Annotated in this window: 11 protein-coding genes; 8 read left to right on the top strand and 3 right to left on the bottom strand. The window is 70.8% G+C overall.

Annotated features, from left to right (window positions below; translation table 11 throughout):
- Positions 1–13 precede the first annotated feature (13 nt).
- The 3 genes from metK to OG883_RS11765 form a co-directional block, all read right to left on the bottom strand.
- The gene (gene metK, locus OG883_RS11775) at positions 14–1,240 is read right to left on the bottom strand and encodes a methionine adenosyltransferase (RefSeq protein ID WP_266538774.1); all 1,227 of its coding nucleotides are present in this window, start codon (positions 1,238–1,240) and stop codon (positions 14–16) included.
- A gap of 203 nt (positions 1,241–1,443) precedes the next feature.
- A complete protein-coding gene (locus tag OG883_RS11770; protein ID WP_266538771.1) occupies positions 1,444–1,887 on the bottom strand; it encodes an SCP2 sterol-binding domain-containing protein in 444 nt (147 codons plus the stop codon).
- Positions 1,884–3,356: an NAD(P)-binding domain-containing protein gene (locus OG883_RS11765; RefSeq protein ID WP_266538768.1), complete on the bottom strand. Its 1,473-nt coding sequence runs from the start codon at positions 3,354–3,356 to the stop codon at positions 1,884–1,886. Before OG883_RS11765 ends, OG883_RS11770 begins: the two co-directional genes overlap by 4 nt.
- A gap of 156 nt (positions 3,357–3,512) precedes the next feature.
- On the opposite strand from OG883_RS11765, the gene OG883_RS11760 reads away from it, so the two are divergent.
- The 8 genes from OG883_RS11760 (at position 3,513) to OG883_RS11725 (ending at position 13,074) form a co-directional block, all read left to right on the top strand.
- Complete coding sequence (locus OG883_RS11760) at positions 3,513–3,998, top strand: hypothetical protein (protein ID WP_266538765.1); 486 nt, start codon at positions 3,513–3,515, stop codon at positions 3,996–3,998.
- Positions 3,995–5,605, top strand: coding sequence for a multicopper oxidase family protein (locus OG883_RS11755; RefSeq protein ID WP_266538762.1), 1,611 nt, complete (start codon positions 3,995–3,997; stop codon positions 5,603–5,605). Before OG883_RS11760 ends, OG883_RS11755 begins: the two co-directional genes overlap by 4 nt.
- A 152-nt stretch (positions 5,606–5,757) precedes the next feature.
- Positions 5,758–6,945: a nucleotide disphospho-sugar-binding domain-containing protein gene (locus OG883_RS11750; protein WP_266538759.1), complete on the top strand. Its 1,188-nt coding sequence runs from the start codon at positions 5,758–5,760 to the stop codon at positions 6,943–6,945.
- Positions 6,933–8,783: an asparagine synthase (glutamine-hydrolyzing) gene (asnB, locus tag OG883_RS11745; RefSeq protein ID WP_266538756.1), complete on the top strand. Its 1,851-nt coding sequence runs from the start codon at positions 6,933–6,935 to the stop codon at positions 8,781–8,783. The genes OG883_RS11750 and asnB overlap by 13 nt, the downstream gene beginning before the upstream one ends.
- A gap of 15 nt (positions 8,784–8,798) precedes the next feature.
- Entirely contained in the window at positions 8,799–9,467 is a 669-nt protein-coding gene (locus OG883_RS11740) for a TenA family protein (protein ID WP_266538753.1), read from the top strand.
- A gap of 40 nt (positions 9,468–9,507) precedes the next feature.
- Positions 9,508–10,710 (top strand): cytochrome P450, encoded by a 1,203-nt coding sequence (locus OG883_RS11735; protein ID WP_266538750.1) that lies wholly within the window; start codon positions 9,508–9,510, stop codon positions 10,708–10,710.
- Between the two features lie 10 nt (positions 10,711–10,720).
- Positions 10,721–10,948, top strand: coding sequence for a ferredoxin (locus OG883_RS11730; protein ID WP_266538747.1), 228 nt, complete (start codon positions 10,721–10,723; stop codon positions 10,946–10,948).
- Positions 10,945–13,074, top strand: a complete 2,130-nt coding sequence (locus OG883_RS11725) for an MMPL family transporter (RefSeq protein ID WP_266538745.1) — start codon at positions 10,945–10,947, stop codon at positions 13,072–13,074. The genes OG883_RS11730 and OG883_RS11725 overlap by 4 nt, the downstream gene beginning before the upstream one ends.
- Positions 13,075–13,087: the final 13 nt, after the last annotated feature.

The following is a 13,087-nucleotide window of genomic DNA, read 5'->3' as shown; positions in this document are numbered from 1 at the left end:
CTGCCGGGGCCGGTCAGTCGGCGATGGCTGCCTGGCGCAGCTTCTCGGCACGGTCGGTGGACTCCCAGGTGAAGTCGGGGAGGTCCCGGCCGAAGTGCCCGTACGCGGCGGTCTGTGCGTAGATGGGCCGCAGCAGGTCGAGGTCGCGGATGATCGCGGCCGGGCGCAGGTCGAAGACCTGGTCGATGGCGGCCTGGATGCGCGGCACGGGGACGGTCTCGGTGCCGAAGGTCTCGACGAAGAGTCCGACCGGCTCGGCCTTGCCGATGGCGTACGCGACCTGGACCTCGCAACGCGCCGCGAGTCCCGCCGCGACGACGTTCTTGGCGACCCAGCGCATCGCGTATGCCGCGCTGCGGTCCACCTTGGAGGGGTCCTTGCCGGAGAACGCGCCGCCACCGTGGCGGGCCATGCCCCCGTACGTGTCAATAATGATCTTCCGGCCGGTCAGGCCGGCGTCACCCATCGGGCCGCCGATCTCGAACCGCCCGGTCGGGTTGACCAGCAGCCGGTAGCCCTCGGTGCGCAGTTGTACGCCGTCCTCCGCAAGCTGGTGCAGCACCGGCTGAACGACGCAGTCGCGGATGTCGGGGATGAGCAGCGCGTCCAGGTCGATGCCGGGGGCGTGCTGCGAGGAGACGACGACGGTGTCGAGACGTACGGCCTGGTCGCCGTCGTACGCGATGGTGACCTGGGTCTTGCCGTCCGGGCGCAGATAGGGAACGGTCCCGTTCTTGCGAACCTCGGTGAGGCGTGCGGCGAGCCGGTGCGCGAGGGTGATGGGGAGCGGCATCAGCTCGGGCGTCTCGTCGCAGGCGTAACCGAACATCAGGCCCTGGTCGCCCGCGCCCTGTTGGTCGAGCTCGTCCTCCCCTTCACCTGTGGCGGCACCCTCGACGCGCTGCTCGTACGCGGTGTCCACGCCCTGGGCGATGTCGGGCGACTGGGCGCCGATGGACACCGAGACACCGCAGGAAGCGCCGTCGAAGCCCTTCGCCGAGGAGTCGTAGCCGATCTTGAGGACGGTCTCCCGGACCAGGCTCTGGATCTCGGCGTAGCCCTGGGTGGTGACCTCGCCGGCCACATGGACCTGGCCGGTGGTGATCAGCGTCTCGACGGCGACCCTCGACCTCGGGTCCTGGGTCAGCAGCGCGTCGAGGATCGCGTCGCTGATCTGGTCGGCGATCTTGTCGGGATGGCCCTCGGTCACGGACTCCGAGGTGAACAGACGAAGGGACACGGAACCTCCAAGAGTGCGGCGCGCAGCTGCGGGACGGTCGTTCCCGGCAGACTGCGCGCCGCGGCTGCAGGAGGGCTCAAAGGCAGCTAGGGGGGTGTCCTTGGGAGTCCACGCGGAGCGTCGGCGACCGACGACAACGCAGCGAGGTGCCGTGCCACGGCACGCGAGCCCGGCAAGATCACCACGACACCCCCTCAGCACCTTCAGTCGCGGGTGGGCGGTGTGCTGCGGGAGCCGAACCACTCGATCCAGTTCATGGCGAAGAAGACATCGCCGGAGATCTTCAGACGGCCGTTGACGAAGGCGTCCGTGCCTTTGAGTTCGCCCACGGCGAGGGCGACGAGATCGTCGATGTCCACGCCGATGGTGGCGTCCGCCGGGCGGTCGACTGTGGTGGCGGCGGTGCAGCTGCCGCTCTCGACGACGATGTAGTGGTGGCGTACGCCCAGCGGCGTGTTGACCGCGTACTGGAAGGTGCCGGAGTAGCCGTGTGCCCGTGCGGGGCTGAAGCACGAACGGAACCATTCGAAGACCAGCTCGAGGAGACGGTCGATGTCGTCGTCCGGCGACAGGCTGCCGCGGGCCGCCGCACCCGCCTCGACGAGATGCTTGAGCCGGAGGTGGCGCGCGTCGGGCGGAGGCGTCATGACACGGCTCCCCGGGAGGAGGCGGCCGCACCCGTGTGCTCGATCAGCACGGAGGCGTCCTTGTCGCCGTCGCCCGCGGCGACCACGGCGGCGAAGCCGGCCCTGACCGTGTCCAGAACGGCGAGTTCGACTCCGGCGCCGGTGGCATCCTCGATGGCGAGGCGCAGGTCCTTCTCCATGAGTGCCGAGCGGAAGAAGGCCGGCTCGTAACTCCCCTTGCGCATCAGCTCGGCGCGGAAGCGCATGACGAGGGAGCTGAATCCGCTCTCGGCGATGGCGGAGAGCAGCCGGTCGCGGTCGAGCCCGGTCCGTACGCCGTACGCCACCGCCTCGGAGAGCGAGGCGACCTGGGCGCCGAGGAGCAGATTGAAGATGAGCTTGAGGGTGGCGGCCGTACCGGGGGCGCCGAGGTGGAGGACCTCGGATCCGATCGTGTCGAGGACGTCGGCGACCTCGGCGACGTCCTGCTCCGCGCCGCTGGTGTAGACGCGCAGCTTGCCCTCGCGTGCCTGGAAGGGATTGCCCACCACACAGGCCTCGACCCGGCGCAGTCCGGCGTCGGCAAGGCGTGCCGCGGCCTTGCGTGCGTACGCCGGGGAGACGGTGGAGGTGTCGATGACGATGCTGCCCGGTGCGAGCACCGGCACGATCTGGGTGAAGAGCACATCGTCCACGACGGCTTCGTCGCTCAGGCTGAGCACGACGACGGAGTGTCCGGCGGCGGCGTCCGCGGGGCTGCCGGCCGTGGCGGCGCCGGCGTCCACCAGGGAACGGGCCTTGGCGGCCGTGCGGTTGTACACGGTCAGGGTGCGGCCGGAGTCGAGGAGGGCGTGGGCCATGCCGCCGCCCATGTTGCCGAGCCCGATGAAGGCCAGCGGAGTCCGGCCAGGGGCGGCGACGGACGGCGCCCCGGGTACGGCCCTGGGCCGAGGAACGGCCCCGGACCTGCCGGCAGCCTCGGGCCGGGGAGCGGCGTTGGCCCCGGGAGCCGACACAGACCGGGAAGCGGCCTCGGGCGACGCACCGTTCCCGGACCGAGACGCGGGCCCGGGCCCGGGCCCGGGAACAGACTTCGGCCCGGGGGCGGCCCCCGGCCGGGGAGGAGCCTCGGACCGGGTAGCGGCCTCGCGTCGCGCAACGGCGTCGGGCCGGTGCGCCGGGGGGATGTCGTACACGGTCTGTGTCGTGATCATCTCGCCGCTCGTGCGGTACTTCCCCAGTCGGCGCCGGTGCCCGGCATGTGCCTCACTGACCTCGAAGGCGCGGAACGCTCTCTCGTCGGTCCAGTCGGTGATCACGTAGTACACAGGGGAATCGCCCTCGGTCGCCCGCGTCAGCGTCTGGCCGAGGTTGGCGGGCTGCCGGGCGATCGCCGATCCCACCTCCCACCACGTCCTTTCGAACTCGTCCTGTGTTCCGGACTGGATTTCCATCCGCAGAATCACGCGGAAGCGGGGAGTCTCGGCCATCGGTCATCCTCCAAGGCAGGCGTAGGGACGCTGCATTACGTTCTCCGCCACCGCTCGATGGCGAATCGAGGACCGGTCCGGCCCTCGTCCCGCTCAAGTCCCACTCGAGTCGTCCCTGTCACCGTCGAGGGTGTCGACGACCTGGAGGGGTTCCCCATGAGCCAGACACCGGACGTCCACCGGACGGACGCCCTGGAGCCTGCCGACGCGGCGGCGCGTTCGTCCCCGCGGCGGCGGCGGACGGGCGGGCCGCCCGCGGTGCGCAAGGTCCGGCGGTGGCCGCTGATTCTGCTGCGCTGCGTGATCACCGCGTTTCTGCTGCTGACCCTGGTACAGCCGGTGCTGGCCGGGATGTTCATCACGGGCGATGTGGATCTGCTGGACCTGCACGAGATCAACGCGCACACCATCAGCTTCCTGAGCTGGCTGCTGGTCCTCAACACCGTGCTGCTGTGGCGGCCGGGCCGCGGACCGGCGTGGCCGATCGCCCTCGCCGTGCTGGTCTCCTTCCTCGTACAGATACAGAGCGGGTCCGGATTCAGCAGGTCACTGGGCCTGCACATCCCGCTCGGGGTCGCGCTGGTCGCCGGTGCGACCGCCCTCACCTACTGGGCCTTCGCGTACCGCGGCGGCCGCCGATGAGCGCGGGGCGCAGCCGGTCCGTACCGCTGTCCCGCCGAAGACTGCTCGGGGTGGCCGGTGCCGCGGGCGTGGCCGCCGCGGCCGGAGTCGCCGGCTGCGGCAGCCTGACCCGGGAGGTCTCCGGCGAGCTGCTCTCCAGCGCCGGCCGGCCGCCGGAGCCGTACCGGGTGCCGCTGCCGGTGCCGAGGACGGCCGTGCCGGTGCGTACGACGCGCGGTGTCGACCACTACGAACTGGTGCAGCGCGTCGCCGATGTGGAGATCCTGCCCGGTCTCAGGACTCAGGTGTGGGGGTACGACGGGAGCTTCCCCGGCACCACCCTGGTGGGCCGGTCGGGGCGTCAGATCGTCGTGCGGGTGCGCAATGAGCTGCCCGTGCCGACCTCGACGCATCTGCACGGCGGGATCCAGGCTCCCGAGTCGGACGGCTATCCGACGGATCTCGTGGTGCCGAAGGGCTACCGGCACGACCCCGCGGCACAGGGCAAGGGCGGTCATGGGGCCGGCCACGGCGGGGCGATGCACGTCGCCCCGGCCGACTGGAAGCTGTCGCAGGGGGTCAAGGACTATACGTATCCGCTGGATCAGCCCGCCGCGACGCTCTGGTACCACGACCACCGGATGGACTTCAGCGCCCCGCAGGTCTGGCGGGGGCTCGCCGGGATGTTCCTCGTCCGCGACGACGAGGAAGAGGCGCTGAACCTCCCCGCGGGCGAGCGGGACATCCCTCTGATGATCTGCGACCGTGCGTTCGAGGAGGACGGCGCGCTGCGCTATCCGTCCCTCGACTCCTCGCTGACCGGTGTCCCCGGCGTCAAGGACGCCTATATGGAGGGCGTCATGGGCGATGTGGTGCTGGTCAACGGCGCGCCGTGGCCCGAGCTCGAGGTGGAAGCCGCGCGCTACCGTTTCCGTCTGCTCAACGCCTCCAACGCCCGCCGCTACCGGCTGGAACTGGAGCCCGGAGGCACCTTCACACAGATCGGCAGCGACGCCGGGCTGCTGGCCGCTCCGCGCTCGCACAAGAAGCTGCCGATCGCGCCCGCCGAACGGTTCGACGTGGTGGTCGACTTCTCGCAGTATCCGGTGGGATCCACGGTCACTCTGGTCAACACGCTCGGCGAGGGTGGCACCCGGCGGGTGATGCGGTTCAAGGTCGCCCGGCGTGCGAAGGACGACAGCAGGGTTCCTGCCGGGCTCGCCGATGTCGAGCCGCTGCGCGCGGCCGCGGCCGTGGCCGAGCGGCAGTTCGACTTCCGCCAGACGAGTGCCTCGGACGGCACAACGATATGGACGGTCAACGGAAAGCCTTTCCGTTCCGCGGAGTTCGCTGCCCGGCCGCGGCTCGGCACGGTGGAACGGTGGCGCTTCACCAGCGACTTCCACCACCCGGTGCATCTGCACCTGGCGCACTTCCAGGTGGTGGCCCGCAGTGGCAAGGCGCCGCTGGAGACGGACGCCGGCTGGAAGGACACCGTCGATGTGCGGCCCTACGAGGTGGTCGATGTGCTGGCCCGCTTCTCGGGCCACCGCGGCCGGTACATGTTCCACTGCCACAACCTCGAGCACGAGGACATGGCGATGATGGCCAACTTCCAGGTGGTGTGAGGAATTCGGGGGTCTCTCGGTCCGGCTCGCTTCGAGCGGGCTGCGACCGGACCGATAGCACGCTGCGTCACCGTCTGCGCATCGCGGACCTCGCCCCACGAGTCAGCCAGGGGCGGAGCCGCAGCCGGCACTGAGAGGGGTTGGGGCGAGCCATGCGCGTACTGTTCACGACCTGGGCCTGGCCTTCGCATCTGTATGCGATGGTGCCGTTGGCATGGGCTTTCCGGGCCGCGGGCCATGACGTGCTGGTCGCGAGCCAGCCGTCCCTGCGCGAGGAGACGGCCAGGACCGGTCTGCCCGGCGCCGGTGTCGGTACGGACGTCGACGCCGTGGGGATGGTGCGCGGCTACGTTCTCCCCACCGTGAACGACGCGGGCGACGGCGGCGGGCAGGCGCCGCGCAGCGGCAAGGGACCGCGCGCGATGCAGATGTTCTACGCCCACGCCGACTCCATGACCGACGATCTGGCGGCGCTCGCCCGCGACTGGCGTGCGGACGCCGTGGTCTTCGAACCGACCGCGCTGGCCGGTCCGTTGGCGGCCGCCGCGGCGGGCATCCCCGCCGTACGTCTGCTGTACGGCACCGATCTGATGGCGCGGGCCCGCGGCCTGCTGCCGCAGGTGCTCGCGCCGCTGGCCGAGCGCAACGGAGTCGGCGACTTCGATCCGTTCGGCCTGCTCACCGTCGACCCGTGCCCGGACGACTTCCAGGTGCCGGTCGAGCATCCGCGCCTCGCCATGCAGTACGTCCCCTTCAACGGCCCCGGCGGGCCGCTTCGTCCCCCGCTCGGCCCGCCGGGGACCACCGGGCGCCGCGTGGTGGTGACCTGGGGCCACACGATGGCGCGACTGGCTCCGGAGAGGTTCCTGGCCGGGCAGGTCGCGGCCGCGCTGGCCGGTCCGGGCACCGAGGTGGTCCTCGCGGTCACCGCCGGGCAGCGTGCGCTGCTCGGCGAGGTGGCGGGCGAGGCCGCCGGGCACGTACGCGTGGTCGAGGACATCCCGCTGCATCTGCTGGTGGACGACGCCGATCTGGTCGTCGCGCACGGTGGTGCGGGCACGGTGCTGACCTCGCTGCGGGCCGGTGTGCCGCTGCTGCTCGTACCTCAGCTGCCCGACCATCTCGGTCACTCGGGCCGGGTGCTGGCCACCGGCGCCGGCGAGGTGCTCACCCGCGACGAGGCGACGCCCGAGCGGCTGCGCGCCGAGGCGGAGAAGCTGCTCACCGGCGACGCGCACCGCGCCGCCGCGAACAAGCTGCGCGAGCAGATGCTGAGCCTGCCGTCCCCGGCCGCACTGGTCGCCGAGATCGAGTCGAGGGTGGTCGCATGTGCGGCGTAGCGGGGTGGGTCGACTTCGAGCGCGGCCTCAGGGAAGAGGCCTCCACGGTACGCACCATGGTGGGGACGCTCGCCAACCGCGGCCCGGACGACGAGGCCGTGTGGACCGATGACCGTGCCGCTCTCGGCCACCGCAGGCTCGCCGTGATCGATGTGGACGGCAGCCCGCAGCCGATGGTCGCGGAGGAGGACGGCCGCACCCTCGCGGTGCTGGTGCACAACGGCGAGATCTACAACTTCCGCCGGTTGCGGGCACAGTTGGAGTCGCTCGGCCACCGTTTCCGTACGGCCGGGGACACCGAGGTGGTGCTGCGCGCCTATCTGGAGTGGGGCGAGCGGTGCGCGGAGCGGCTCGAGGGCATGTTCGCCTTCGCCGTCTGGGACCCGCGCGCCGGCAAGCTGGTGATGTTCCGGGACCGGCTCGGCATCAAGCCGCTGTACTACGCGCAGACCGGCCGGGGTCTCGTCTTCGGCTCCGAGCCCAAGGCACTGCTCGCCCATCCGTCGGTCGCGTGCGTCGTCGACACGGAGGGCATGGCGGAGCTGCTCGCGTACATCGCCACCCCGGGCCATGCCGTCTACCGCGGGATGCGCGAAGTCCCCGCGGGCCATGTGACGGTGGTACGGGACGGTTCGCTCACCGAGTCCCGCTACTGGACGCTGCCCCACCACGAGCACCCCGACGATCTCGCGACCACGGTGGACACGGTGCGGGGCCTGCTGGGGGAGGCCGTCGCCGGCCATCTGGTCTCCGATGTCCCGCTGTGCACGCTGCTCTCGGGCGGTGTCGACTCCAGCGCGATCGCGGCGTTCGCCGCCCGGTCCGTCACGGACGGCAGCCGTCCCAAGACCTTCGCCGTGGACTTCGAGGGACACACCGAGCGGTTCCGGAAGGACTTCTGGCACGAGGACCCGGATGCCCCGTACGCCGCCGAGGTCGCCCGCCATGTCGGCACCGACCATGAGCCGGTGGTGCTGCGCACCGCCGACCTCGCCGACCCGGTGGTCGACGCGGCCGCGCTGCGCGCCCAGGATCTGCCGCGCCCGATTCCGGACATGGACCGCTCCCTGTATCTGCTGCTGCGCTCCGTACGCCAGCGCTCCACGGTCGCTCTGATGGGCGAGGTGGCCGATGAACTCTTCGGCGGCTACCAGTCGTTCCGCGATCCCACGCTGGTGGACACCGCGAACTTCCCCTGGGTCACGATGGGGCTGCGGGTCGCCCCGCACGGCATGAGCACGGGACTGCTCGACCCCGGCTTCCTCAAGAAGATCGACGTACCCGGGTATTCGGCCCAGCGGTACGCCGAGACGGTCGCGGAAGTCCCGCGGGTGCCCGGCGAGTCCGGCCAGGAGCACACCATGCGGGTGGTCGGCCATGCGCATCTGTCGCGCTGGCTGCCGCTGCTGCTCTCCCGCGACGACCGCCTCAGCATGGCCGTGGGCCTGGAGCTGCGGGTGCCGTACTGCGACCACCGGCTCGTCGAGTACGTCTACAACATCCCGTGGGCGATGAAGACGGCCGACGGCCGGGAGAAGAGCGTGCTGCGCTCCGCGGTCGCCGATCTGCTGCCCGCCTCGGTGACACAGCGCCGCAAGAGCCCCTTCCCGGTCACGCAGGACCCACACTACGGAGAGGTGCTGCGCAGCCGCTTCAACGCCGTCGTCGGCGACCCGTCAAGCCCGGTGCGTCCGCTCCTCGACGGCCCGGCCTGCGCCGAGCTCGCCAGGGAGGACCGCCCGATCGCGGTGGACGGCTGGGGCGAGCGGCGGAACGTGGAGATGGTCCTCCAACTGGACGCATGGCTGCGGCACTACCGCGTACGACTCGAGATCTGAGAGGGGCAGGAGCTCATGCTGCAAGAGGAGCTGAAGGAGCTCGCCGCGCCGGTCCTGGACAAGGTCAAGGCGCATCCGTTCTGGAACGGGCTGCGGGACGGGTCGCTGCCCGGTGCGTCGCTCGCCCACTTCGTCCAGCAGGACACGGGGCATCTGCTGCCCGCCTACGCCCGCGGTCTCGCCCGGACGGCCGCCGGCGCCCGCGGCGATCAGTACGTCGCGCTGCTGGGGCGGTCGGTCACCGGCACGCTGGAGGCGCGCGACAAGCTGCGCGAGGCGTACGGAGACATCGCCGGGAAGCTGGGCGCCCCGGCGCTGGTACCCGACGCGGCCGTGGATCCCGCAGCCCACGCCCACTGCTCGTTCTTCCAGGCGGCTTCGGCGACGTCCTTCGCCGCCGGGTTCGGGGCGCTGCTGCCGATGGTCTGGTTCAACCACCAGGTCTCCAACGACCTGCTGGAGCGGCACACGCCCGGCTCGCGCTATGCGCCCTGGATCGAGATCTACCACCCGGGCGAGGGCTACGGCTACGCGGTGAAGGCCTTCATGGGCGCCGCCGACCGGCTGGGCGAGGAGCTCTCCGGGGCCGAACGCGCCGAGCTCGTCGACCACTTCGCCGTCAGCACCCGCTACGAGTGGGCCTTCGCCGAGGCCGCCTGGTCCCGGCCGTCCTGGCCCTTCTGACGCTACACCCACCCATACACACTGATCGGAAGGGACTGCCGTGAGCACCCAGACCCCGCCCAGGTATCCGTTCGCGTGGACCCCGCCCATGCAGGTTCCCGAGGCGCTGCGGAACATACACAAGACGTCGGCGATGGAAGTGACCCTGCCGAGCGGGGACGTCGCCACACTGGTGACCCGTTACAAGGATGTGCGGGCACTCTTCGCCGACAAGCGGCTCTCCCGCAATATCGCCCGCCCCGACTGCGCGCGGATCTCCAAGGACAACGACCTGTTCATGGATCCGAACATCGACCCGGACCCGCCGGAGCACACCCGGGTGCGTTCGCTGGTCACCAAGGCGTTCACGGCCCGCCGCATCGAGGCGCTGCGGCCCTATGTGCAGCAGGTCGCCGACCAGCTGCTGGACGAGATGGAGGCCGCCCCCCAGCCGGTCGAGCTGAACGAGGCGCTGGCCTTCCCGCTGCCGATCATGGTGATCTGCAAGCTGCTCGGCGTGCCGGCGGAGGACCGCGACCAGTTCCGTGCGTACGTCGACGGCTTCCTGTCGGTGACCAAGCTGCCGCCGGAGGAGGTCGGGCAGTGCCGGCAGAACCTGTGGAAGTACCTGGGCGACCTGATCGACTCCAAGCGCGAGAACCCGGGCGACGACCTGGTCAGCGAGCTGATCCGGGTGCGCGACGACGAGGACGACAGCCGGCTCAACGAGCATGAGCTGCACTTCTGGACGCAGGGTCTGCTGATCGCCGGCTATGTCACGACGGCGAGCCAGATCGGCACCGGCACGGCCGTGCTGCTGCACCACCCCGAGTTCGTACGCGCCATCCGGGAGGACTTCTCGCTGGTGCCGTCGACCGTCGAGGAACTGCTGCGTACCCAGATCATGGGCTCGTCGGTGGGCACGATGCGGTACGCCATCGACGACATCCCGCTCTCGGACGGCTCCGTCATCAAGAAGGGCACCAGCGTCCTGCTCTCCGAGGAGGGCGCCAACGTGGACCCGGAGGTCTTCGACTGCCCCATGGAGCTGGACATCCGCCGCACCGAGAACCACCACATGACGTTCGGCGCGGGGCTGCACTACTGCGTGGGCGCGGCGCTGGCCCGGATGGAGCTCCAGGTCGCCACGGAGTCGCTGCTGCGCCGGTTCCCGAACATCAGGCTGGCGGCGCCCGCCGAGGAACTGCCGCGTGCACTGGGCGGGTTCATGGAGGGCTTCACCGAGATCCCGGTCGAATGGTGAGGAGAGCCCGATGCGTGTGACGGCCAACTCCGAGACCTGCGCGGTGAGCAGTCTGTGCGTCTACCGCGTGCCCGGGGTCTTCGACCAGGACGAGGACGGGCTCGTGCTCGTCCTGGACGAGTCGCCGGCCGAGGGCCTGCACGAGGAGATCCGCCGGGCGGCCCGCGGCTGCCCGACGAAGTCCATCCGAGTCGTCGAGGAACCGGCGACCGCGAACGTACCGGGAGAGGCCGGATGAAGCGTCTGGCGACCGCCCCGGGCGGCAGACGGGCCAAGTGGCTCTTCCTGGCCGCCTGGCTGATCATCGCGATGGCTCTGGGTCCACTGGCGGGCAAGGTCGCCGACGTCGAGGACAACGACGCCAACGCCTATCTGCCGGGCAATGCGGAAGCCGCCCTGGTCAACGACCGGCTGGAGGAGTTCCGTACCGACGAGGTCATCCCCGCGGTCATCGTCTATGTGCGCGACAGCGGCATCACGACGGCGGACCGGGCGAAGGCGGAGGCGGACCGCAAGGAGCTCGCCCCGCTCGTCCCCGGCGGGGTGATCGAGGCGGCGGCGCCGTCCAAGGACGGCAAGGCGCTGCTGCTGACCGTGCCCGTCCCGTACAGCGACGAGTTCTCCGACACCGTGAACAAGGCGCGCGATGTCGCCGGTAAGGATGTGCCGGCCGATCTGGGGGTCAAGGTCGCCGGGCCCGCCGGCGCGCTCCAGGACACCATCAACGTCTTCGACGAGCTGGACGGGACGCTGCTGCTCGGCAGCGCGATCGTCGTCGCCCTGCTGCTCCTGCTGATCTACCGCAGCCCGGTGCTGTGGCTGGTGCCGCTGATCTCGGTGGGCTTCGCCGCCGTGCTGTCCCAGGTGGTCACGTACGCGGGCGGGAAGTTCGCCGGTCTGCCGGTGGACGGCCAGAGTTCGGGCCTGCTGACCGTGCTCGTCTTCGGAGTGGGCACGGACTACGCGCTGCTGCTCATCGCCCGCTACCGCGAGGAGCTGACGCGCGACGAGGACCGGCACAGCGCCATGCAGATCGCGCTGCGCCGTTCGGGCCCCGCGATCCTCGCGTCGGCGGGGACGATCGTCATCGGGCTGCTCTGTCTGCTGCTGGCCGACCTGAACTCCTCGCGCAGTCTCGGCTGGGTGGGCGCGGCCGGTGTGCTGTGCGGCTTCCTCGCCATGGTCACCGTGCTGCCCGCCCTGCTGGTCATCCTGGGGCGCTGGGTGTTCTGGCCGTTCGTGCCGCGCTTCGGGCAGGCGCAGCGGGCCGAGCACAGTGGCTGGGCTCGCGTCGGCGCTGCCGTGGGGCGTCGCCCCCGGCTGTCCTGGCTGGCGGCCACGGTCGTCATGGGGGCGCTGGCACTGGGGGCGGCGGGCATCAGCTTCGGGCTGACCCAGTCGGAGATGTACACCACGACTCCCGAATCGGTCGCCGGTCAGCGGCTGGTGGCCGCGCACTATCCGGGCGGCTCGTCGGCGCCCGCCGATGTCATCGCGAAGGCCTCGTCCCAGAAGCGGGTCGTGGAGGCCGTCGGCCGACTCGATGGCGTGGCCGAGGTCCAGCCGGCCGAGCTCTCGCGCGACCGCGGACTCGTCCATGTCCCCGTGGTGTTCGAGGACGATCCCGACTCCCCCGCCGCGGAGCGCGCCATCGACCGGCTGCGGGACACGGTGCACGGGATCGAGGGCGCGGACGCCCTCGTGGGCGGGGCGACCGCGAGCGAGCTGGACACCCAGCGGGCCGTCTCACGGGACAGCAAACTGGTCATCCCCGTGGTGCTGGCCGTGGTACTGCTGGTGCTGATCGCCTTGCTGCGGGCGCTCGTTGCACCTCTGGTGCTGCTGGCGACCGTGGTGCTCTCCTACTTCGGAGCGCTGGGGGCGAGCAGCCTGCTCTTCGAGCATGCATTCGACTGGACCGGGGTAGATCACTCCCTGCCGCTGCTGGGTTTCGTCTTCCTGGTGGCACTGGGCATCGACTACAACATCTTCCTGATGACCCGGGTCCGCGAGGAGGTAGGTCTGCTGGGCCATGTGCGTGGAGTGCAGTCCGGTCTTGCCAGTACCGGCGCGGTGATCACCAGCGCGGGTCTGGTGCTGGCCGCCACGTTCTCGATCCTGGTCTCGCTCCCCCTGGTGACCATGGCCGAACTCGGCGTACTGGTGGGCCTCGGCGTCCTCCTGGACACTTTCCTGGTGCGCACCGTCCTGGTACCGGCCCTCTCCCTGGACATCGGCAAGGCCATGTGGTGGCCCGGCTCGCTGCACCGCCGTCTGAGCGGCGGCGACCCGCCAGCACCCGCGGACTCTGCCGACTCCCCCGCCGATACGGCACGCCCCCAGGGGGAACACATCCCCCGCTGACCACTCACCGCAA

This window comes from Streptomyces sp. NBC_01142 (assembly GCF_026341125.1).
GTDB lineage: Bacteria > Actinomycetota > Actinomycetes > Streptomycetales > Streptomycetaceae > Streptomyces.
This window is presented reverse-complemented; position numbering and strand designations above follow the sequence as displayed.